The following is a 20006-nucleotide window of genomic DNA, read 5'->3' as shown; positions in this document are numbered from 1 at the left end:
GTGCGGATCAAACCTAGAGGAGAGCGCAATAATTCCGTAATAGGCTTTTGGCGTGACCTGGGAGTCTTCTCAGGAATTCGTCCGATCAGACGACGCCTTCATCCAGGTCGGGTAACTCATCGCACAGCTCTGAGGCAGTGCCATAGTGAATCCATGGCCCCGCACTCCGATCCGCTGCTCCCCCTCGACGGCGTCACCGTCGTCACGCTGGAACAGGCGGTCGCCGTCCCCCTCGCCTCACGCCAACTGGCCGACCTGGGAGCACGGGTCATCAAGGTGGAACGGCCCGACGGCGGCGACTTCGCCCGCGCCTACGACCACGCCGTCGAGGGCACCGGCGCGCACTTCGTCTGGCTCAACCGGGGCAAGGAGTCGTTGGCCGTCGACCTCAAATCGGTCGAGGGTCGCGACCTGGTGTTGTCGCTGATTCGACGGTCCGATGTCTTCCTGCAGAACCTGGCGCCCGGTGCCGCCGCCCGCCTCGGCTTCGGCTCCGACGAGTTGCGCGCCAACCATCCCGAGCTCGTCACCGTCGACCTGTCGGGGTACGGCAGTGGCGGCCCGTTCGAGCAGCGCAAGGCCTACGACATGCTCATTCAGGCCGAGAGCGGTCTCATCTCCATCACCGGCACTCCCGACGCGGCTGTGAAGACCGGCATCCCAACCGCCGACATCGCTTCCGGAATGTATTGCGCGCAAGCGGTTCTCGCTGCCCTGCTGCGGCGCTTCCGGACCGGCGAGGGCGCGAGCATCGAGGTGTCGATGCTCGAAGCGACCGTCGAGTGGATGGGGCATTCGCTCTACACGCAGATGTACACCGGTGAGCAACCGCAGCGGATGGGCGTGAGTCACGTGTCGATCGCACCGTACGACGCCTACCCCACCGCCGACGGACAGATCCTCATCGGCGTGCAGAGCGATGGCGGGTGGAACGCACTCACCGATGTCCTCGACATCCCGGAACTGCGCACCGATCCTCGTTTCGACACCAACATCCATCGCGTCGAGAATCGGTCCGCGTGCGACGCCGTGGTCGCCGAGCAGACCCGCCGCTTCACCACCGCCGACTTGGACGCGAAGCTCGCCGCCGCGGGCATCCCCGCCGCCCAGATCAAGGAATTGCGCGACGTCGCCGCCCATCCCCAGCTCGCCGCCCGCGACCGGTGGCGCACCGTCGGCACGGAGCATGCGCAGGTCAAAGCGTTGCTGCCACCCGCGACCTTCAGCGACTCGGCGGCCACGATGGGCGATGTCCCCGCTCTCGGGCAGCACACCGCCGCACTGCTCACCGAGCTCGGTGTGGACGACGAGACCGTCTCGCGGCTGCGGTCGGCCGGCGTGGTGCTGTGTCACTGACATCTGCGTCCCCCTCAGCCCTCGCCGAGGGCGAATAGCCCTCGGATCGGTGCCACGGGGACGCAATTGTCGGTACCTCGTCGCGGCGGTCGTCTTACGATCACGACAGCACTCCCCGACGAGAGGACCTTCCCCGTGAGCGACCGGATCACCGCCCTCGACCTTCCCGAAGGCGAGTTGAGCGACCGTACCCGCAAATACTTCGACATCTGCCGCGAGAAGCTCGGCATGGTCCCGAACGTCTTGCAGGCCTACACGTTCGACGAAACCAAACTCAACGCGTTCACCGCGATGTACAACGATCTGATGCTCGGCGAGTCGGGTCTGTCGCCGCTGGAGCGAGAGATGATCGCCGTCGTCGTGTCGTCGATCAACAAGTGCTACTACTGCCTCACCGCGCACGGCGCATCCGTCCGCGAACTGTCCGGTGATCCGGAACTGGGCGAACTCCTCGTCATGAACTTCCGTGCAGCCGACCTCCCCGACCGTCAGCGCGCGATGCTCCTCTTCGCGGAGAAGCTGACCGAGCAGCCGTCGAAGATGGAGGAGTCCGACCGCCAGTCACTGCGTGACGCCGGGCTCTCCGACCGCGACATCTTCGACGTCGCCTCGACCGCCGCCTTCTTCAACATGACCAACCGCGTCGCGAGCGGTATCGACATGCGGCCGAACCCGGAGTACTCATCGCAGCATCGAGGTTGAGCCACCGAAAAGGGAGCATCAGCGGCGTGTCGGATTCGTCGGTGTGTCGCCGTCTTACCCCCTTTGCTGATCGAGTAGCTCCGGCGGGCAGCGCCGCAGCGTCATCGAGATCGCTGCGGGCTGGAGCTGGCGGTGCGACCCACCGCAGAATCAAAACCGCCAACTGATCAGAACGGTGGCTCGCCGTCGGCAGCCTCCATCGCCGCCACCGCGGCCTCGCGAGCCCGGCGGTTCGCGGCCCGCTGCCGCATCCGGTACTGATGCTTGGCCTCCAACCGAGTACGCGCCCGCTCCGGTTCTGTGCCATCACCGGCGTGTCCGGCACCCGGTCGTGTCGCCGCACCGTGCGAACAGGGAATCAAACCCAACTCCGGCAGGAGCCACCCGTTGGCGGCCTGCTTCCGCACCGTCAGCCCTTCAGGGGTGGTGATCTCAGTCCAGATCACCCCGTCCGCGCCGACGATCTGGTCGTCGAGCCATCCGGCCGCGTGGGTTTTGAGACCGTGGTGGAACTTGCACTTCGGGTTGAGATTGCACGCGCAGGTGGCACCGCCCGCGGCCGGGTCGGCGTGATTGAACTCGGTCACATGATCCAGGTCGCACTTCCACGCCGGGCGATCGCAGCCGATCCACGAGCACGTCCCGTGGACGGCGCGCGCCGCGGTGTCCAACGCGGCCGTCGGCCGATACACGTTGCCCGGCTGGGCCTGATGATCCATGAGTTCGTCGAGGTTCAACTCCCGGCGGACTGCGTCGGGGCGCCCGGCCAACTCGCGGGCGTGGTCGGCGGAGATGGGGCCGTACCCGTCGAGCAGTGCCGGGGTCGAGGACGTGCCGTCGAGCGTCTCCTTGCGGGCGACGACGTGCAGCACCACGCGGGCGCAGCGCTGGGCGATCTGCTCGTCGGACAGTTCGGCAGCGCAGTCCTCACGGCCGCACGCGCAGACGAACGGGGCACCGGTCAGGCGGGCGGCCGCCGCATCCGAACGCAACTGCCCACGGGTGCGGCCGTCGAACGGGCACACTCCGGCGATCACCGCGTCGAGGGCGTCTTTGATGAGGATGGCGTCCTCGGCGGTGGTGGTGACGATGACCTCCGACATCCCCTCGTTGAGCGGGTTCACGATCACGTTCTTCTGCGCTGTGACTTCTTCGCGGGTCAGCATGACCGCGTCCGGGTCGTGTTCGGCGACGATCGCCTTGACGGCGTCCTCGACGCGCTTGGCGGTGAGGCCGCCGAGGGTGGAGAGGCGGTGGGCGATCTCCGCATCGAGGAACGCCATCAACTCGGGGTCGATGACCAGGGAGGTCTGTTCGACGACCCGGGTGAACCACGCCGGGGTGATCAGTCCGTCGCGCAGCAGACGCCCCACCGCCGGAACCTTCTCGAAGCATGCCTGGGCGGCTTCGACGAAGTGCTCCGCCGACCTCTGCCGCACCCCGGCGGCGACCGCGTACGACGCAGCGACCTGGCACAGCGGATCGTAGACCCGCGTGTACTCGGTGTTCGCCCCGTTCGCGTCGGCCTGCGCCATCCGCGCCACCAACAGCGCATAGATCGCCTCGTACCGATGCCACAGGACCAGCCCTTGGAAGGAGTCCGCTCGGGCGGCAAAGGCGAGTGTGGCCGCCCCCGCCGACTGCGGTCCTGCCGTGTCCGGACGCGGGATCCGCACTTGGATCGCGTCGTCGGTCACCACCACCGACGAACGGGTCGAACCGGTTGGACTTGCTGTTTTCGTTGCCATGACACCCTCCGAATCTGTCATCGAACTCACATTCGATTGTAGTGAGGGGGTCTGACATTTTCGGATCCGGAAACAGGGGCTGACCTGGGCTGGCGGCGACACGCCGAGAAGATCCGACACGCCGTTGTGGCAGGTTTTGCTGGAGGGCGATCTCGATGACGCTGCGGCGCTGCGCGCCGGAGCTACTCGATCAGCAGGGGGTTGCGACACGCCGAGAAAGTCGGACACGCCGTGATGACAGGTTTCTGAGTCATACCGCCCGCGAGCAGCACCACCGCCAGGCGCTCCGCCGGAGCTACTCGATCCGCCCGACACACCGAGAATCCCGACACGCCGAGATGGCACGTTTCATAATCGACCCCGTGGACTACACGACGCTGACGCACGAGAACCAAGACGGAATCCTGATCGTCCGGCTCGACCGGCCGGACAATCTGAACGCCTTCACCGTCGAGATGGCCGAGGAGCTCGAGGCCACCTTCCGGAACGTGAACGACGACGACTCGGTGCGCGCCGTGATCGTCACCGGCAACGGCCGCGCCTTCTGCGCGGGCATGGACCTCGTCGGCATCGACGGCAACGTCTTCGGGCTCGATGAGTCCAAGAACCCGACCCTGGCCGACATGGCGGACCTCGACGACCCCGAACTCGCGCGCGTCCGCGACACCGGCGGGCGCGTAAGTCTGGCGATCCACGCGTGCCGCAAGCCGGTGATCGCCGCAATCAACGGTGCCGCCGTCGGGATCGGCGCCACGATGACCCTCCCGATGGACGCCCGACTGGTGTCGACGAAGGCGCGCGTCGGCTTCGTCTTCGGTCGACTCGGCATCGTCCCGGAGGCGGCGTCGTCGTGGTTCCTGCCGCGCGTCGTCGGACTGCCGAAGGCCCTCGACCTGGTCTATCGCGCCGACATCCTCGACGGCCAGGCCGCACTCGACGCCGGGCTGGCGCAGAGCATCCACGAGCCCGACGATCTGCTGCCCGCAGCGATCGACCTCGCCAACGCCTGGACGAAGGGCCGCTCCCCCGTGGCCGTCGCCTTCGCCCGGCAGATGCTCTACCGCAACTCCGCGCAGGACCACCCCGTCGAGGCGCATCGGGTCGACTCGCTCGCGATGTTCTACACCAGCAAGGGCGACGGCGCCGATGGCGTCCGCGCCTTCCTCGAGAAGCGGCCGGCCGACTTCCAGGGGAAGGCCTCGCAGATGCCGGACTTCTACCGGGAGTGGCTCGGCGAGTAGGCCGTTCGGCACACGAGGTCATTGCCCGCTCGAATTAAATGACATACTGTCTTTTATATGAGCGGAACCACATCGGCTCAGGCCGAAGCCATCACCGGCGCGCAGAACTGGGATGCGGTCCGCGAGCGGTTCCCCGAGCGCGTCGACCAGATGGCCGACGGCCTGATGGTGGGCGATCCGCTCGCCGACGCCGTCATCGCCGACGTGATGAGCGACTCCGACCTCACCTGGCGGACCGTGCTCACCGCCCTCGAATCCCCCACCGACGCAACGACCGACTCCGAGGCACTCCGCGCCTTCCTCGACCACGTCACCGACACGCCGGAATGGTTCGACGCCGCCGTCGCCCGAGCAGGCGCACGCGCCTGGTGGCGATTCGGGTCACTCCAGGTGGGCACCCTGTATCAGTCGCTCATCTACGGCTACCAGGCCCAGGGCTTCGTCCGGCCGCTGATCGAGACCGGCCGCCTGAGCGAGGGGACATGGGACCGGGTCGTCGCGACCGGGCGCTGGGTCACCCTCGCGACCGCACCCGGGATGATGGCGCCCGGCGCACCGGGATGGGTCGAGACGGTGCGGATCCGCCTGGTGCACGCGATGGTCCGCCACCACCTGCTCGCCCGCGGCTGGGACAGCGACGAATGGGGCGCGCCGATCAACCAGACCTACTCCCAGTTGACGATCACGGCGGGCTTCCTGATCCTGCCGTTGACGATCGCCAAGGACCTCGGAATCCGGTACTCGAGCGCCGAGCTCGAAGCCATCACGCACCTCTGGCGGTACATCGGCTGGACCATGGGCGTGGAACCCGCACGACTGCCGGTCGACTTCGCCGATGCCACCGAGATCCGGACGATCTCCCGCGAGTTCCGACTCCGCCCTGTCGACGCCTCCCGCGTGCTGGTGAAGGCCCTGCTCGACGACGGCTACCGCACCGCAGTCGGACTGCCCGGACCGCTCGACGGCGTGCTGCACCACCTCACCAAACCCCTGCTGCGGCCGTTCTTCTCGGCGATCAGCGCGCGCTGGGTGGATCCCGAGGTGGTTCGCGCCATGGGCCTGCGGACCACGCCGCTGCACCACGTCGTCGGTCTGGCACGACCGCTGGTCCGGTCCCGCGAGGTGGTCCGCACCCTCGGCCTCCTCGGTGCTGAGCGATCGGTCGCGCAGCGCGAGTTCCGTCTGGTGACGCGGGGTCTCGGCATCGACGACGACGACTTCGCCGACTTCGGGGACCGGTACCGGCACGTCGACGAGGGTCGCATGGACACGGTGGCATGAACAGATGCCGACCTTGACGCTGACCGCGACGCTGCCCTGCAGCGCGGACGTCGCGTGGTCGCTCCTGACCGATCCCGCACGCATGAACACCTGGTCGTCAGCGCACGTCACGCTCACCGAACCGGGGGCCGGCGACGACGCGGCCGGGGTCGGCGCACTGCGACGAATCACGTTGCCGCACGGGCGGATCTCGTTCCTCGAGGTGGTCGAGGGCAGCGTGCCGCCACACCTGCTCCGCTATCGCGTCTTCCGCGCAGGCCCGCTCCTACGCCACCACCGCGGCGAGCAGCGGATCACCGCGACGGCAGGCGGCGGGTGCCGCATCGACTGGACGGTCGACGTCGACCTCGTCGTTCCACTGCTCGGCCGGGGAATGGTGGCGTATCTCCGACGCGAGGTGCGATCGTCGCTCGACGCGATGCGCAGGATCGCCGAGGAACTCGATCTCGGCCGCACCGCCGCGAAACCAGCGGTCGTCGAACGGCGGCATCCGACCCCCGAACGCCTCGACGCACTGACTGCCGCCGCCCGCCGATCCCTCGCCGAGCAGCGGGCCGTCGCCGACGAGCTCGCCGCGGCGGACGACCCGAAGCAGTGGTTCGCGCGGGTGTACCAGTACGTCACGGAGGAGATGATCGCGCACGCTCTGGATCCGGACTCGGCTCTGCGCCTGGAGAACCCCGACTGGGTCCTGGCGCTGATCCCGGTCTTCCACGAGTACTTCATCACCAACCTCGACGACTACCGGCACGGTCGAGAACCCGAGTCCGCGTGGCAGCGCGCATGGTCGATCTGTGAACGCGAGGATCCGGAGAACCCGGCTCTGCCGATCATGAAGGGCCTGTTGGCCGGTGTGTCCGCCCACATCGAGGCCGACCTTCCGCGCGCCATCGCCCGCGTGCAGGCCGCCGAGTTCCCCGACCGTGACCTGCGCGAGTTCCGCCCCGACTACCTCGCCCTGGCCCCGATCTTCCACACCGCGTCCGCCCGTCTGCTCGACGACCTGCCCGGCTCGTACCAGCCGTGGTGGGTGACGCCGGTCCGACGCCTTCATCCGAACTTCTTGGACGCGGCCATCTCCCGCACGGGGTACGACGTGGCGCGCCACCGGCTCCGCGCGTTCGACGAGGCCGTCCGCCTCTGGAACGGATCGACGGTGGTCAGGCCGACGGAGTCACCCCGGAGAACCCCGCCCAGATCAAGTCGGTGAGGTGGTCCACCACCTGAGCCCGCGGCATCGTCGCCGTCCTCGACCACCAGGTCACGGTCGACGACACCGCGCCGACGATCGCGTGCGCCCACGGCTCCGCGGCCGCGTCGTCTGATCCACGCGCGGCGAACCCCGCTCGCAGGATGCCCACCAGCGCGTCGAGGATCGAGCCGTCGCCCGCCCCGGCGTGGCTGAGGCGCGACATCAGGACCGGCGCCAGCACCGGTTCCTCCTCGAACCAGGCGGCCAGGATGTCGACGGCGGCGCGCGTCTGATCGCGCGGATCGGTGATCGTCGACAGCACCGAACCCAGGTCGTCGACGATCCGCCGGCTCCGCCGCGCGGCGAGGGCGTCCAGCAGCGCGTCGCGGTCGGCGAACGCCGCGTACACCGCCGATCGCGACAGCCCGGCGATCTTCGCGACCTCGCCCAGGCCCACATCGGAACCACCGGTGCGCAGCGCGTCCTCCGCGGCGTCGAGCAGGAGTGTGCGACGGCGCGCGAGGTCCAGCGGCGGCCCCGGTGGACGCCCGCGACCGCGCCGCGTCGTCGATGCGTCGTCCACCATCGGAACCTCTCTCACGTCCTTCACCCACTTGCCCGCACCGGTCCGCCGCTAAACCCGCGAAACGGGCCGCGCCTCCCGCGCCAGGGTGCACGATCATCGTATGACGCCCGCAGCATCTACTCCGACGCCCGACTCCGCGGCCTCCGCCGTGACGAGAGACGCCGGCGGTACCGCGTTGAACTACTACTCGGACGGCTTCGAGCAGACGGCGCTGGACGAGATGTTCCGGCCCGACGGGTCCATCCGACCGCACTACCGCGGCATCGGTTCGGCGATCGGCGGGATCGGTCAAGACGATCTGCAGGCCCGGCTCGACGCCCTCGGTCGCGCGTTCATCGACCAGGGCATCACGTTCGCCCTGTCCGGACAGGAGCGACCGTTCCCGCTGGATCCGGTCCCCCGCGTCATCGGCGCCAGCGAGTGGTCGCGCCTGGAGGAGGGCATCGCGCAGCGGGTGAAGGCGCTCGAGATGTTCCTCGACGACGTCTACAGCGAGCAGGCGATCCTGGCCGACGGCATCATGCCGCGCCGCCTCATCTACTCGTGCGAGCACTTCCACCGGTCTGCCGCGGGCATCCGACCGCCGAACGGCGTCCGCATCCACGTCGCGGGCATCGACCTGATCCGTGACCAGAAGGGCGACTTCCGGGTCCTGGAGGACAACGTCCGTTCGCCGTCGGGCGTCTCGTACGTGATGGAGAACCGGCGAACCATGGCGCGCGTCTTCCCCGACCTGTTCCTGGCGCATCGGGTGCGCGCCGTCCGCGAGTACCCGCGGCACTTGCTGCGCGCACTGCAGGCGTCGGCACCGTCGGGCGTCGGCGACCCGACCATCGTCGTTCTCACGCCGGGCGTCGCGAACTCCGCGTACTTCGAGCACTCCCTGCTCGCGCGGCAGATGGGCGTCGAGCTGGTGGAGGGCCGCGACCTGTTCTGCCAGGACAACGTCGTCTACATGCGCACCACCGACGGCCGCCAGCGCGTCGACGTGATCTACCGCCGCATCGACGACGCCTTCCTGGACCCCATGCAGTTCCGCCCCGACTCGATGCTCGGCGTCGCAGGCCTGGTGAACGCGGCCCGCGCGGGCAACGTGGTCATCTCCAGCGCGGTCGGCAACGGCGTGGCCGACGACAAGCTGGTCTACACCTACGTCCCCGACATGATCCGGTACTACCTCGGCGAGGAGCCGAAGATCGAGAACGTCGAGACACTGCGCTGCTGGCTGCCCGACGAGTGCGACGAGGTGCTCCGCCGGATCGACGAGCTGGTGGTGAAGCCCGTCGAGGGCAGCGGCGGCTACGGCATCGTCTTCGGGCCGAACTCCACCCGCGATGAGCTCGCCGAACTGTCGGCCAAGATCCGCGCCAACCCGCGCGGGTGGATCGCGCAGCCGGTGATCGCGCTGTCGACCAACCCGACCGTCGTCGGCGACGAACTCCGACCGCGCCACGTGGATCTGCGGCCGTTCGCGGTGAACGACGGCGAATCGGTGTGGGTGCTGCCCGGCGGCCTGACGCGCGTCGCCCTCAACGAGGGATCCCTGGTGGTGAACTCCTCGCAGGGCGGCGGCTCCAAGGACACGTGGGTGCTCACCACCCGTTCGTCCGGCGAGACCCGCGAACTGACGTCCGAGCGGGTCGTCGCCGACCTCCCCGAGATGCGCTCCCCGGCGCTGGAGCCACCGGGCTTCACCACCGACCAACAGCAACAGCAACAGCAACAGGGTCGCGACCGGAGCACACCGGACGGCACCGTCAGTGAGGAGGCCGCGTCATGATGCTCGCCCGCAACGCCGACTCCCTGTTCTGGATCGGTCGCTATGTGGAACGCGCCGACGACATGGCACGCATCCTCGACGTCGCCGTCCAGCAGCTCCTGGAGGATCCGACCGTCGATCCCGACCGCGCGGTCCGGCAGGTGATGGCCGTCCTCGGCTTCACCACCGACGACGGCGGCGGCCACACCGTCTGGACGCTCGCCGACCAGGTGGCCTACGACCGGACCGCGGCCGGCTCCATCGTCGGGCTGATCTCGGCTGCTCGCGAGAATGCGCGCGGCGCCCGCGAAGTGATCTCCAGCGAGATGTGGGAGTGCCTCAACGCCACCTACAACGGTCTCCGCGACGCCGAACGACGCGCCCGCCGCCTGGGTCCGCACGACTTCCTCTCGTATGTGAAGGAGCGGGCGGCCATGTTCGCCGGACTCACCGACGCCACCCTCAGCCACGACGACGGCTACAGCTATCTGCTGCTCGGCCGGTCCATCGAGCGGGTCGACATGATCGTCCGGATGCTGCACTCGCGCTCCGGCGACCGCACCAGTTCGCCGTCGTGGATGAGCGTGCTGATCGCGGCCGGCGCGCAGGACACCTACATCCGCGCCTACCGCGGGACGGTCGACGCCGAACACGTCGTCGAGTTCATGCTGCTCGACCGCCTGTTCCCGCGGTCGGTGTTCCACTCCCTGCAGGTCGCCGAACGGTACCTGGCCGAACTCGACCACCGTCCCGACCGCGTCGGCGCGCAGTCGCGGGCGCTGACGCTGCTGGGTCGGGCACGCAGTTCGCTGGAGTTCATCGACCCGCAGACGTTGATGCCGAACCTCGCCACCCACCTGCTGGATCTGCAGGTGATGTGTCAGGCGGTCAGCGACTCGATCTCCGAGGAGCACTTCCACATCGCGCCGTACGTGTCGTGGTCGGACGCCGGTCCCGCCGCCGAGGCGCAGCAGGAACAAGAGCAGGAGAACGCATGAGCAGCAGGCTCCGGGTGGTCCACAGCACCGGATACACCTACGAGGGACCGGCGACGTCGTCGTTCAACGAGGCGCGCCTGACGCCGCGGAACGACTCCCGGCAGACGGTGGTGGTGGAGCACGTCGACATCGTGCCGTCGGCCCGCATCTACCGCTACACCGACTACTGGGGCACCATCGTGTCGGCGTTCGACCTGCACACCGCGCACGACCGCCTGCAGGTGGTCGGCACCACCGTCATCGAGACCGAACCGGAGCAGCCCGCCGAGAACGCCCGCTCCGCGACGTGGGAGGACCTGCGGTCCGATGCGGTGCTCGACGAGTTCGACGAGATGCTGACGCCCACGGCGTACGTCCCGTCGCGGAAGAGGCTGAGCAGGGTCGCGGAGAAGGCGGCGAAGGGGCTCGGTCCCGCCGAGGCGGTCGACGCGGTGGTGGCGCGCGTGCACGAGGCGATGACCTACGAGACCGGCACCACCGAGGTGCACACGGATGCGAGCGACGCGTGGCGGCGTCGTGCCGGGGTGTGCCAGGACTTCGCGCACGTGACGCTCGCGATGCTGCGGTCCCTCGGGATCCCCGCCCGGTACGTGTCGGGATATCTGCATCCGAAGCCCGAAGCCGCGATCGGCGAGACCGTCGAGGGCGAGAGCCACGCGTGGGTGGAGGTCTGGACCGGCGCGTGGTGGGGCGTGGATCCGACCAACGACACGACGATCACCGACCGTCACGTCGCGGTCGGCGTGGGCCGCGACTACGCCGACGTGTCCCCGATCAAGGGCATCTACACCGGTTCGGCCGCATCCGACCTCGACGTGACGGTGCAGATCACGCGCTTGGCGTGAGCTCCGCGGCCGGTACGCCGACCTGCTCCTGCGCATGCCGGAACCGGGCGCGCCGTGCGACGGCCACGGCGAAGAACGCGATGTGCAGGTACGCGGCGACCAGCCAGGCCGGGATCTCGGCGACGTCGACGTGCGCGTAGGTGAACAGCCCCAGCCACGCGACGCCGCCCTCGATGAACGCGCCGACGGCGATGACGACGGCCGCCGCGAGCATGCCCGCGCGATGCGTGCGCTCCTCGATCACCAGGCGCAGCGCGAAGGTGACCAGCATGATCCAGAAGTACAGGTGCGGATGCTCGACGCCGATCAGCCCGGAGCACAGATAGACGGCGATCAGCGCGACGAACGTGCCGCCGATGTAGCGCCACGACGGGACCGTCGCCTCGGTGTCCGTCCACAGTCGCGCGAAGGCGATGCCGAGGAACCAGATGATGATCGAGCCGCCGAGGAAGAACAGGTACACCCACACCGACTGGCCGTCGACCAGCGGCGCCCAGTTGTACCTGAGCATTCCCATGCGGACGTGGAAGAAGTGGTCGCCGAAGCAGTAGAGCAGGGTGGTCGCAACGATCATGCCCAGCGCGTACCGGGTGCGGACACCGATCATGACTGCGCCCCTCCGGCCTTCGCGATGGCGCTCATCCGTCGGCCGAGCAGGGTCTGCAGGCCCAGGACCAGGCCGCGGAGGAGGACGTCGTCGCCGGGGAACCGGCCGTCGGCGGTCGCCGACCAGGCGACCTCGGTGCCGCCGTCGGCGCGGTCGCGCAGGACGATCGTCGCCTCGTAGTTCCGGAACGGGACGCCGGCCTCCGCCGCGTACGACAGCCGCTCGGTCGGCGTGAACTCGGTGACCCGCTCGACGATCGTGGCCGGCAGCAGCAGGCCGCTGATGCGGCGGACCGCGCCGACGCCGTTCGGGTCGTCACCGGTCGACGGCGTCAGCTCGACGTTGGTGCGAGGTGCCCAGTTGACGATGTCGGCGTGATCGGACACGGCCTGCCAGGCGGCGTCGCGCGAGAGGGCGGTGGTGCGGATGACGTTGGCAGAGATTCGGTTTCCCATGGTGTTCTCCTGTGAATGGTCGTGGGGTGTGATCAGCGGTCGAGCCGGGCGCCGGACAGCGTCCCGAAGACGCGGATGAAGCGGTCGGTCATCTCGGCGGGTGAGTCGTGCGGGTTGTCGTGCCACCACGCGATGGTCGTCGAGACGAGCTGGAACCAGAGGGTCAGCATCAGCGAGTGATCCTGCGGGTCGGTGACCCCGGCCTCGGTGAGGAGTTCCGCGACGCCCGACGCCCCCATACCGTTCAGCGCGTTCTGATACTTGCGGGCGACGTCGTAGGCGTCGCTGGGCCGCGGGAGCGTCGCGTCGTAGATCAGCTTCCAGCTCTGGGTGGAGCCGTCGAGTGCCTGGAAGATGGCGGTGAGTGTCGCCACGGCGCGGCCCGCGACGGCGGGCGTGTCCTGCGCGGCGGCCACCGCCTCGACGAGGCGGTCCCCCGCGCGGCGGACACATGCGGCGTGCAGTCCGTCCCTGGAGTCGAAGTACGCGTAGATCAGCGGCTTCGAGACGCCAGCGGCCGCCGCGATCTTCGACAGTGGGACGTTGGCGTAACCGTGGTCGCCGAACAACCTGGTGGCGACGTCGATGATCTGCTGTTCGCGGACCTCGCGCGGGACGCCCTTGGTGCCCGCGCGACCCGGCTTGTCAGGCACGGTGCTGTTAGGCACGGTCTGGTCAGGCACGGTTCTGCTTCGGGACATCGACATCCTGCCGAGCGTCGACCCACTCCATGTAGCCGTCGCCCGCGACGTCGACGCCGCGGTAGACGCCGGTGTAGCTGTAGGCGCCCGCGTAGCCGCGGCCATGGCCGTAGCGCAGCGGAGAGTCGACGGTGCCGTCGATCCGCAGGATCTCGCGGCCGCCGTCGCGCACCGTCCACGTCAGGGTCTCCGGGATCCGCATCTCGCGGCCGAACTCGTCGACCTCCGGCTCGGCGCGGAAGGTCGTGGTGAAGTCGACGTTGTCGTAGACCTCGGCGGGCTTGCCGAGGGTGCGGACGTGGACCAGGCGGCACGCGTTCTGGCCGCGCGCGCTGACGTCGGTCAGCAGGAGCTGGGTCTGCTCGTCGAGCTGGATGATCTGGTAGGTGAAGAAGTCCATCGGCAGCTTCAGGTTCGCGGGCAGCGGGCGGCTGCTCAGCGCCTGGTGGCCGAGGGCCCGCGCGTACTCGAAGGTGCCGAGGCCGGAGATCTCGGTGGTGCCGGAGGCGTCGGTGATGGTGCCGGTGTACGGCGCCAGCAGGCTCAGGTGCTGGTAGATGGGCGTGTCGACGAAGAACGACGCCGCGTCGGTCGGCCGGACCGTCACGTCCACCGAGAAGTCGTCGTACCGGCCGCGCACGATCACCTCACCACCGGACGTCACGTCGCCACTGATCGTGAGGTGGAGGTGGTCGCCCCAGCGGAGCGAGCTGCCGTCGTCGGCGAACTCGCAGTCGCGGGAGAGGTCGTAGGCGCGGTAGTGGTGGTTCTCCCCCGCCGCCGTCGACGAGAACACGGTGCTGGTGTTGCGGACGTCGGCGGCGGCGAGCATGTCGTTGTCGAAGATCTCGGTGCCCGTCGCGCCGATCAACGTCATCGTGTTGAGGAACCGATGCGGCGACGGCAGCGACGGGATGAAGACGCCGTAATGCGTCCACGCCCACAGCTTGGAGTCGTGGTGCGGTCGCATCGGGTAGCCCGCAGGGAGCGGGGTGGTCGACGATGCGAGTCGCTTGTCGACGAGCGGCAGCGAACGCATGACGGCGGTCGAGAGGATCCGGGAGATCTGCATGGAATTGATGGTATCGTAATTTACCACTCAGTCAATTAGTTGGTGTCACTCTCTGTTGTAACGATCGCCACACGATCGGTAACGAGGTGACGCCATCGTCGGCGAGGAAATGGCCGGCGCTCGGCTGTACCTGCGCGGGGACGCCCAACAGATCGGCCAGCCGGTCCGTGAGCCCGCTCGGGACCAGCGGATCGTCGTCGGACCTGACGATCGTCAGTCCCCCCACGTGCTCAGCGATGCCGCTGAGCGATACTCCGGCACGGATGAAGTCGTCGAGTTCCGGGAGCATCGGCAACGGGTCGACGAAGCCTGCCACCAGCACCAACCGCCCCAGCCGCCATTGGCCCGCCAGGGAGCCCAGGTGGCGGAGCACGGCCAGGCAACCGAGGCTGTGCGCGACGACGGTGGTCTGTTCATCGGGAACCCCGACCACGGACGACAGGGTCGCCGCCCATTCCTCCGGCCGCGGCGCATCGGTGTTCGGCAGTGCAGGGACGTCGACGGCGACGCCCTCGCCGCGCAATCGTTCGGCCAGCCAGCCGAACCAGTGGTCGTCCGGGGTCGCCCGGTACCCATGGATGATCGCCGCGCGCGGCGACGTTGTCTCTGCTGCCATGGTTGTCTCTGCTGCCATGGTTCAGAACGTTATGGCTTCACGTCAGCGTGAAGGTCAAGTCGGAGAGGTGGATGGGCATGCGAATCGGGGAACTCGCTGATCGCGCAGGAGTGAGCACGCGCGCCCTGCGCCACTACGAGGACCGCGGTCTCCTGATCCCCGACCGGGACGGCAACGATTACCGCCGATACCGCGACGACGATCTCGTCCGCGTCGCGCAGATTCGGATGATGCTCGACGCCGGACTGAACACGGATGTCATCGGCCGCTACCTGGAGTGTGCGCGCGGTGACCACGAGATCACCGTCGAGATGTGCCCTGACCTCCGCGCCGAGCTCGACGCCCTCGACGTCCGACTGCGCGAATCCGAGGAACAGATCCGCGCGACGAGGCAGCGGCTCGAGGCCCTGACTCGTCGCCCCGGCTGAGCTGTCAGCCCAGCTGCGCCTTCGCCATGTTCCCAGCGAGGTGGGCACCGTAGAGTCCGAGGCCGATCAGGCCCGCCTTGCGGGTGCGCGGAACCGCGATGAGGGCGCCGACCACCGTCTCGATGCCGCCGTTGACCTTCAGCATCTGGTCGGTGTTGTTCGGGAACGCGGGCGCGGTGATGCCGCGGAACATGTCGGGTGCGACGAAGTGCGCGAGACCGGTGGCCGAGAGGCCGGCACCGGCGACGGTCACGAGGGTGGACTTGCGCGAGGAGTTGGACTCGGTCACGTGGATCTCACTTTCTTTGCGAATGTGCACTCTTGTCTACCGGAAGCAGCGACGACCGCGGGCCCATTGCCGGCTCTTCGGATTTCAGAGTGCGTTGATCCGGCCGGCGAGCTGACCGGAGTGCAGTAGGGACCGCAAGATGTAGTGGTCGAGGTTGCGGAAGCCTTGGGCTATTCCGCGGAGGTGTTCGAGTCGTCCGTTGATGGCTTCGACGGGTCCGTTGGAAACACCGACGTCGAAGTACGCCAGGATTTCCTTGCGGCGGTTCCACAGGGTGCGCCCGAGTTGCGCGAGTTCTTCGAGGCCAGCCGGCAGGGTTCCGGAAAGGTCGTGTTTCATGAGGTGAGGACGATTTTGATGGTTTGATCTGGGAATCGTTGTCGGGTGCGGAGTTCGGCTGCGATGTTGGTGATGTTGCGTAGGCGCAGGATGCTGAGGGCGATGTTGCGCAGGCTCGCCATCACGTGTGGGGAGTTGCCGGTTCGGACGCGGGAGGCGTCTTCACCGAAGGTCACATCGCGGATCCAGTGCAGGCAGTTCTCGATGCCCCAGTGGTCCTGAACCCAGTCGGTGAGGTGCCCGGCGTTTCGTAGACAGTCGATTGTCAGAGAAATCGTTACGCCGCAGTGTTGCGGCTGAACCATTCAGACTCTACCCGATTAGGTGTCGAGTAGTCGAGTGCGGAATGACGACGTCTGCTGTTGTAGCGCAGTTCGATGTATCGCGTGATGTCCTTTATTGCACGCTCGCGTGTCGGGTATTGTTTTCGGTTGACGCACTCGTTCTTCAAAGTGCCGTTGAACGACTCGGCCCATGCGTTGTCGTAGCAGACGCCTGTGCGACCAACGGATCTTTTGACGCCGTACATCGTGGCGCAGTTGGCGAAGTCTGCTGACATGTACTGACTCCCACGGTCGCTGTGAAATATTGTGACTTTGGGAATGAAAGGAACGTTCTCGGCAGCCTTGTCGAGGGCGGCGACGACCAAATCTGACGTCATGCGATCACTCATTGCATATCCGACGACCTTCTTGCTGAAACAATCGAGCACGGTGGCCAAAAAGAGCCAGCCTTCCCACGTTTTGATGTACGTGATGTCGCCGCACAGCTTGCGGCCGGGAGCCTGGGCGGTGAAGTCTCGCCGGACCAGGTCGGGCAGGTCGCCGACGTCGGCAGCGATGGTGGCCACCAGGCGCTTCGGGCCAGGCTGGCAGGGTGTCAGGCCGCGTTCACGCATGATCTTGCGGACGGTGTCATCGTCGATCGAAATGCCGTTGTCGAGCAAGTCGGCGTGGATCCGGCGATAACCGTATGTCTGCTCTGAGGCGTCAAAGAACGCCTCGATCATGTCGCCAATCTTCTGACGCCACTTGGAATGTTCGGATTCAGCGCGGGGCGGTGTCAACTCGTGGAAGCAACGTTGTCCTTCAGTAGGCGTTCGAAGACTTCCCGTGGAGTGTAGAAGCCCAGGCACTGCCGTGGCCGCTCGTTGAGCTCGCGGGCGATCGCTTCGAGGTACAGCTGATCGGATGGGATTTCGGTGCCCTTGGGCAGGTACTCGCGGATCAGGTGAGTATTCGGTTCGGTGAGCACCATGTGTTGTCCGGTTCGACGCCGCGGGGCTGTGATGGCGGTTGGGGGATGTCGGCGCCGTCGATATTGGGGTTGAGTGCCACCATGTTTTCCTAGGCTCCTTCTGCCGTGTGCCCTATCACGCGGCAGAAGGAGCAACGAAGAATGGTACGGAAGATCAAGGCGAAGTTGGTGCTTCGTCTGCGGAGCGAGGGACTCTCGCGTCGGCAGATCGCCAGGCAGGGCATGTCGCGGCATTCGGTTGACGCGGTCATCGCTGCCGCGGATGCCGGGGGCGTCACGTTCGACGACGTCGCAGACCTGCCCGATGCAGATGTTTATGAGCGTCTGTTCCCCGGGCGCGGTGAGCATCACAGCGTGTACGCGCAGCCGGACTGGGGGCAGGTTCATCGTGAACTGGCCAAGGTCGGGGTCACGCTGAAGCTGCTGCACGGCGAGTACCGTGACGCGTACACCGCTGCCCGAACGCCGGTGATGGGCTATGACCGGTTCTGCAAGTCGTATCAGCAGTATGTCCTCGTCGCCGGTCTGGCCTCGCGGGTCGGGCACAAGGCTGGCCAGTCTGTCGAGGTCGACTGGTCGGGCAAGACGATGGTGTTGACCGATCCGGTCACCGCCTCGAGGAGCAGGGTGTACCTGTTCGTGGCGTGTCTGCCGTTCTCGCGGTACGCGTTCGTCGAGCCGACCCTGGACATGAAGCAGGACACGTGGTTGCGGGCGAACATCGCGATGTTCTCGTGGTTTGGTGGGAGCGTTCCGCGGATCGTTCCTGACAACCTCAAGACCGGCGTCATCGCCCATCCTGCCGATGGTGAGATTGTGTTGAACGACGCCTATCGCGAACTCGCGGCTCACTACTCGGCAGCGGTTCTCCCGGGCCGAGTCCGCAAGCCGAAAGACAAAGCGAGCGTGGAGAACACCGTCGGCAACATCGCCACCGTGGTGATCGCTGCGCTGCGCCATTGTCAGTTCGCGACGTTGGCCGAGTTGCGGTCGGCGGTCTACGAGCAGGTCAACGGCTACAACGCCGCATCGTTTCAGAAGCGGGCCGGGTCGCGGCAATCGGTTTTCGAAGCCGAGGAGAAGTCGTTGTTGCGGCCGTTGCCGGCGGTCGAGTTCGAGATCAGTCGGTGGGTGTATGCACGACGGGTCCGCAAAGACGGACACGTGGTGTTCGAGAAGAACTTCTACTCGGTCCCGTACACCTACGTCGGCACGGCGGTAGATCTGCGCGTGACCGACACAATGCTCGAGGTCTTCGCCGCAGATAGACGCCTCACCAGCCATCTGCTGGTACCGCCCTCGATGACGAACCAGCACCGCACCAACGACGCCGACCGGCCAGAAGGCCCCGGCTATCGACAGTGGGACCCGGACAGAGTACGGGCATGGGCAGCCCGGACCGGGCCACACACCACGATCGTGGTGGACCGGATCTTCGAGTCCGTACCCGTGGCTGAACAGGGCCTGAATCCCGCGCTGGCGGTCCTGCGGCTGACACGCCGCTTCTCCGGCGAACGTGTCGAGAACGCTGCACAGATCGCGTTGGCCGGCGCGGTGCGCTCGCCCCGCTACGCACACCTGCGACCGATCCTCGACTCCGGCCAAGACCTCGCCCTAGCCGCCGAACCACTGTCGAGATCGGGCGTGCCAAGACCCCTCGACGGCGCCGACGGGTCACCAAGTTCGGGTTTTGTGCGCGGAGCGAGCTACTACGCGGAAGGACAATGATGAGCAGGCTCGATGCTGAGACCAAACGCAAACTCCGAGAGATGGGCGCGGTAACGCTACTGGACGCGCTCGAAGGGCAAGACGACGACCTGGCGCTCGGAATGGCATTCGCCGAACGGGTCCAGATCGCCGTCGACCAGGCACACGCGGCGTTCACCCACCAGAAGGTCGACGGGCTGATCCGCCGCGCCGGCCTTCGCTATCCCGACGCCGATCTGCGTACGATCGACCTAATCGACGAGCAGGGACTCGACCGGACCAAGCTCCTCGCGCTGGCCACGTGCGAGTTCATCGAACGCCACCAGAACGTCGTGTTCGAAGGGTTCACCGGGTCCGGCAAATCGTATCTCGGTTCGGCGGTGGCCAAGGCCGCGTGCCAGCACCGATACCGCGCGCACTACATCCGGATGCCCGATCTGGAAGAAGCATGGGCCGCGGCCAGAGACAAGCCCGGTGGACGCGAGAAATGGCTCCGCAAGTACGCGGCGTTCACCGTGCTGGTCCTAGACGAATGGCTACTGGATCCACCGACAGATGACATCCGGACCATGCTATTGGAGCTGCTCGAACGCCGCCATGACTCCGTCTCGACGGTGTTCTGCACCCAGTACCCGAAGAAGGACTGGCACCACCGCCTCGGCTCAGGCGTGCACGCAGACGCCATCATGGACCGCATCGTGCACACCACGACCTGGATCACGACCGGGGAAATGAACATGCGCGAACACGCTGCCGCCCAGACACGGAGATAACCACCAGTCGGTGAGCACCGCCCTCACAGGCGGCGCTCACCGACGCCACTGGTG

20 protein-coding genes and 3 pseudogenes are annotated in these 20006 nt (G+C 67.3%); 11 read left to right on the top strand and 12 right to left on the bottom strand.

The features are described from left to right. Window positions 1-153 precede the first annotated feature (153 nt). Together ACH46_RS00580 and ACH46_RS00575 are read left to right on the top strand one after the other, a co-directional pair. On the top strand, window positions 154-1356 hold the full coding sequence (locus tag ACH46_RS00580; protein ID WP_062391224.1) for a CaiB/BaiF CoA transferase family protein: 1203 nt from the start codon (window positions 154-156) through the stop codon (window positions 1354-1356). A 135-nt stretch (window positions 1357-1491) separates the two neighbouring features. Then, window positions 1492-2058 (top strand): peroxidase-related enzyme, encoded by a 567-nt coding sequence (locus ACH46_RS00575; protein WP_062391223.1) that lies wholly within the window; start codon window positions 1492-1494, stop codon window positions 2056-2058. Between the two features lie 167 nt (window positions 2059-2225). Here the strand turns inward: ACH46_RS00575 and ACH46_RS00570 are convergent, their stop codons facing one another. Next, window positions 2226-3806 (bottom strand): DUF222 domain-containing protein, encoded by a 1581-nt coding sequence (locus ACH46_RS00570; RefSeq protein WP_062391222.1) that lies wholly within the window; start codon window positions 3804-3806, stop codon window positions 2226-2228. 362 nt (window positions 3807-4168) lie between these two features. Here ACH46_RS00570 and ACH46_RS00565 point away from each other — a divergent pair, with 362 nt between their 5' ends. Genes ACH46_RS00565 through ACH46_RS00555 form a run of 3 tightly spaced genes read left to right on the top strand, consistent with a single transcriptional unit; the run spans window position 4169 to window position 7538 of the window. After that, window positions 4169-5047, top strand: a complete 879-nt coding sequence (locus ACH46_RS00565) for a crotonase/enoyl-CoA hydratase family protein (protein ID WP_062391221.1) — start codon at window positions 4169-4171, stop codon at window positions 5045-5047. Window positions 5048-5104: 57 nt separating this feature from the next. Beyond that, window positions 5105-6328 carry an oxygenase MpaB family protein gene (locus ACH46_RS00560; protein ID WP_062391220.1) on the top strand — a complete coding sequence of 408 codons (1224 nt, stop codon included), beginning with the start codon at window positions 5105-5107 and terminating at the stop codon, window positions 6326-6328. Window positions 6329-6332: 4 nt separating this feature from the next. Further along, entirely contained in the window at window positions 6333-7538 is a 1206-nt protein-coding gene (locus ACH46_RS00555) for an SRPBCC family protein (RefSeq protein ID WP_062391219.1), read from the top strand. Here ACH46_RS00555 and ACH46_RS00550 read toward each other — a convergent pair. Beyond that, window positions 7489-8106 carry a TetR/AcrR family transcriptional regulator gene (locus tag ACH46_RS00550; protein ID WP_062391218.1) on the bottom strand — a complete coding sequence of 206 codons (618 nt, stop codon included), beginning with the start codon at window positions 8104-8106 and terminating at the stop codon, window positions 7489-7491. The genes ACH46_RS00555 and ACH46_RS00550 overlap by 50 nt on opposite strands. A gap of 100 nt (window positions 8107-8206) precedes the next feature. Here ACH46_RS00550 and ACH46_RS00545 point away from each other — a divergent pair, with 100 nt between their 5' ends. Genes ACH46_RS00545 through ACH46_RS00535 form a run of 3 tightly spaced genes read left to right on the top strand, consistent with a single transcriptional unit; the run spans window position 8207 to window position 11708 of the window. Next, window positions 8207-9886, top strand: a complete 1680-nt coding sequence (locus tag ACH46_RS00545) for a circularly permuted type 2 ATP-grasp protein (RefSeq protein WP_082399284.1) — start codon at window positions 8207-8209, stop codon at window positions 9884-9886. After that, complete coding sequence (locus tag ACH46_RS00540) at window positions 9883-10863, top strand: alpha-E domain-containing protein (protein WP_062391216.1); 981 nt, start codon at window positions 9883-9885, stop codon at window positions 10861-10863. Before ACH46_RS00545 ends, ACH46_RS00540 begins: the two co-directional genes overlap by 4 nt. Further along, the gene (locus tag ACH46_RS00535; RefSeq protein ID WP_062391215.1) at window positions 10860-11708 is read left to right on the top strand and encodes a transglutaminase family protein; all 849 of its coding nucleotides are present in this window, start codon (window positions 10860-10862) and stop codon (window positions 11706-11708) included. The genes ACH46_RS00540 and ACH46_RS00535 overlap by 4 nt, the downstream gene beginning before the upstream one ends. Here the strand turns inward: ACH46_RS00535 and ACH46_RS00530 are convergent. From ACH46_RS00530 to ACH46_RS00510, 5 genes are read right to left on the bottom strand one after another with little or no spacing between them, the layout of a single operon-like run. Continuing rightward, window positions 11692-12315, bottom strand: a complete 624-nt coding sequence (locus tag ACH46_RS00530) for a hypothetical protein (RefSeq protein WP_062391214.1) — start codon at window positions 12313-12315, stop codon at window positions 11692-11694. The genes ACH46_RS00535 and ACH46_RS00530 overlap by 17 nt on opposite strands. Continuing rightward, on the bottom strand, window positions 12312-12770 hold the full coding sequence (locus ACH46_RS00525) for an SRPBCC family protein (RefSeq protein WP_062391213.1): 459 nt from the start codon (window positions 12768-12770) through the stop codon (window positions 12312-12314). The genes ACH46_RS00530 and ACH46_RS00525 overlap by 4 nt, the downstream gene beginning before the upstream one ends. 32 nt (window positions 12771-12802) lie before the next feature. Continuing rightward, a complete protein-coding gene (locus ACH46_RS00520) occupies window positions 12803-13453 on the bottom strand; it encodes a TetR/AcrR family transcriptional regulator (protein ID WP_226995711.1) in 651 nt (216 codons plus the stop codon). After that, window positions 13446-14552 (bottom strand): DUF6670 family protein, encoded by a 1107-nt coding sequence (locus ACH46_RS00515; protein WP_417935310.1) that lies wholly within the window; start codon window positions 14550-14552, stop codon window positions 13446-13448. Before ACH46_RS00515 ends, ACH46_RS00520 begins: the two co-directional genes overlap by 8 nt. Before the next feature lie 22 nt (window positions 14553-14574). After that, window positions 14575-15177: an RBBP9/YdeN family alpha/beta hydrolase gene (locus ACH46_RS00510; RefSeq protein ID WP_226995710.1), complete on the bottom strand. Its 603-nt coding sequence runs from the start codon at window positions 15175-15177 to the stop codon at window positions 14575-14577. A gap of 59 nt (window positions 15178-15236) precedes the next feature. On the opposite strand from ACH46_RS00510, the gene ACH46_RS00505 reads away from it, so the two are divergent. Beyond that, window positions 15237-15587, top strand: coding sequence for a MerR family transcriptional regulator (locus ACH46_RS00505; protein WP_062394787.1), 351 nt, complete (start codon window positions 15237-15239; stop codon window positions 15585-15587). 4 nt (window positions 15588-15591) lie between these two features. On the opposite strand, the gene ACH46_RS00500 is transcribed toward ACH46_RS00505, so the two are convergent. The 5 genes and pseudogenes from ACH46_RS00500 to ACH46_RS00480 all read right to left on the bottom strand — a co-directional run. Further along, complete coding sequence (locus tag ACH46_RS00500; RefSeq protein WP_062391210.1) at window positions 15592-15876, bottom strand: hypothetical protein; 285 nt, start codon at window positions 15874-15876, stop codon at window positions 15592-15594. Window positions 15877-15960: 84 nt separating this feature from the next. Continuing rightward, window positions 15961-16191 (bottom strand): annotated as a pseudogene (locus ACH46_RS00495) (transposase); the annotation flags it as partial. Window positions 16192-16345: 154 nt separating this feature from the next. Next, a pseudogene (locus ACH46_RS21540) lies at window positions 16346-16439 on the bottom strand (hypothetical protein); the annotation flags it as partial. Between the two features lie 53 nt (window positions 16440-16492). Next, window positions 16493-17224: an IS3 family transposase gene (locus tag ACH46_RS00485; RefSeq protein WP_062391209.1), complete on the bottom strand. Its 732-nt coding sequence runs from the start codon at window positions 17222-17224 to the stop codon at window positions 16493-16495. A 53-nt stretch (window positions 17225-17277) separates the two neighbouring features. Then, window positions 17278-17463 (bottom strand): annotated as a pseudogene (locus tag ACH46_RS00480) (IS30 family transposase); the annotation flags it as partial. A 150-nt stretch (window positions 17464-17613) separates the two neighbouring features. On the opposite strand from ACH46_RS00480, the gene istA reads away from it, so the two are divergent. Beyond that, window positions 17614-19200 (top strand): IS21 family transposase, encoded by a 1587-nt coding sequence (gene istA / locus ACH46_RS00475; RefSeq protein ID WP_062391207.1) that lies wholly within the window; start codon window positions 17614-17616, stop codon window positions 19198-19200. After that, window positions 19200-19952: an ATP-binding protein gene (locus tag ACH46_RS00470; protein ID WP_062391206.1), complete on the top strand. Its 753-nt coding sequence runs from the start codon at window positions 19200-19202 to the stop codon at window positions 19950-19952. The genes istA and ACH46_RS00470 overlap by 1 nt, the downstream gene beginning before the upstream one ends. Window positions 19953-20006: the final 54 nt, after the last annotated feature.

This window comes from Gordonia phthalatica (assembly GCF_001305675.1).
Classification (GTDB): Bacteria; Actinomycetota; Actinomycetes; order Mycobacteriales; family Mycobacteriaceae; genus Gordonia; species Gordonia phthalatica.
This window is presented reverse-complemented; position numbering and strand designations above follow the sequence as displayed.

What these genes read in the sequence shown, in the direction of transcription:
- ACH46_RS00580 (WP_062391224.1), top strand. Translation starts at nt 154, where the DNA reads ATGGCCCCGCACTCCGATCCGCTGCTCCCCCTCGACGGCGTCACCGTC.
- ACH46_RS00570 (WP_062391222.1), bottom strand. Translation starts at nt 3,806, where the DNA reads ATGGCAACGAAAACAGCAAGTCCAACCGGTTCGACCCGTTCGTCGGTG.
- ACH46_RS00560 (WP_062391220.1), top strand. Translation starts at nt 5,105, where the DNA reads ATGAGCGGAACCACATCGGCTCAGGCCGAAGCCATCACCGGCGCGCAG.
- ACH46_RS00555 (WP_062391219.1), top strand. Translation starts at nt 6,333, where the DNA reads ATGCCGACCTTGACGCTGACCGCGACGCTGCCCTGCAGCGCGGACGTC.
- ACH46_RS00550 (WP_062391218.1), bottom strand. Translation starts at nt 8,106, where the DNA reads ATGGTGGACGACGCATCGACGACGCGGCGCGGTCGCGGGCGTCCACCG.
- ACH46_RS00545 (WP_082399284.1), top strand. Translation starts at nt 8,207, where the DNA reads ATGACGCCCGCAGCATCTACTCCGACGCCCGACTCCGCGGCCTCCGCC.
- ACH46_RS00540 (WP_062391216.1), top strand. Translation starts at nt 9,883, where the DNA reads ATGATGCTCGCCCGCAACGCCGACTCCCTGTTCTGGATCGGTCGCTAT.
- ACH46_RS00535 (WP_062391215.1), top strand. Translation starts at nt 10,860, where the DNA reads ATGAGCAGCAGGCTCCGGGTGGTCCACAGCACCGGATACACCTACGAG.
- ACH46_RS00530 (WP_062391214.1), bottom strand. Translation starts at nt 12,315, where the DNA reads ATGATCGGTGTCCGCACCCGGTACGCGCTGGGCATGATCGTTGCGACC.
- ACH46_RS00525 (WP_062391213.1), bottom strand. Translation starts at nt 12,770, where the DNA reads ATGGGAAACCGAATCTCTGCCAACGTCATCCGCACCACCGCCCTCTCG.
- ACH46_RS00510 (WP_226995710.1), bottom strand. Translation starts at nt 15,177, where the DNA reads ATGGCAGCAGAGACAACCATGGCAGCAGAGACAACGTCGCCGCGCGCG.
- ACH46_RS00505 (WP_062394787.1), top strand. Translation starts at nt 15,237, where the DNA reads ATGCGAATCGGGGAACTCGCTGATCGCGCAGGAGTGAGCACGCGCGCC.
- ACH46_RS00485 (WP_062391209.1), bottom strand. Translation starts at nt 17,224, where the DNA reads ATGATCGAGGCGTTCTTTGACGCCTCAGAGCAGACATACGGTTATCGC.
- istA (WP_062391207.1), top strand. Translation starts at nt 17,614, where the DNA reads ATGGTACGGAAGATCAAGGCGAAGTTGGTGCTTCGTCTGCGGAGCGAG.
- ACH46_RS00470 (WP_062391206.1), top strand. Translation starts at nt 19,200, where the DNA reads ATGAGCAGGCTCGATGCTGAGACCAAACGCAAACTCCGAGAGATGGGC.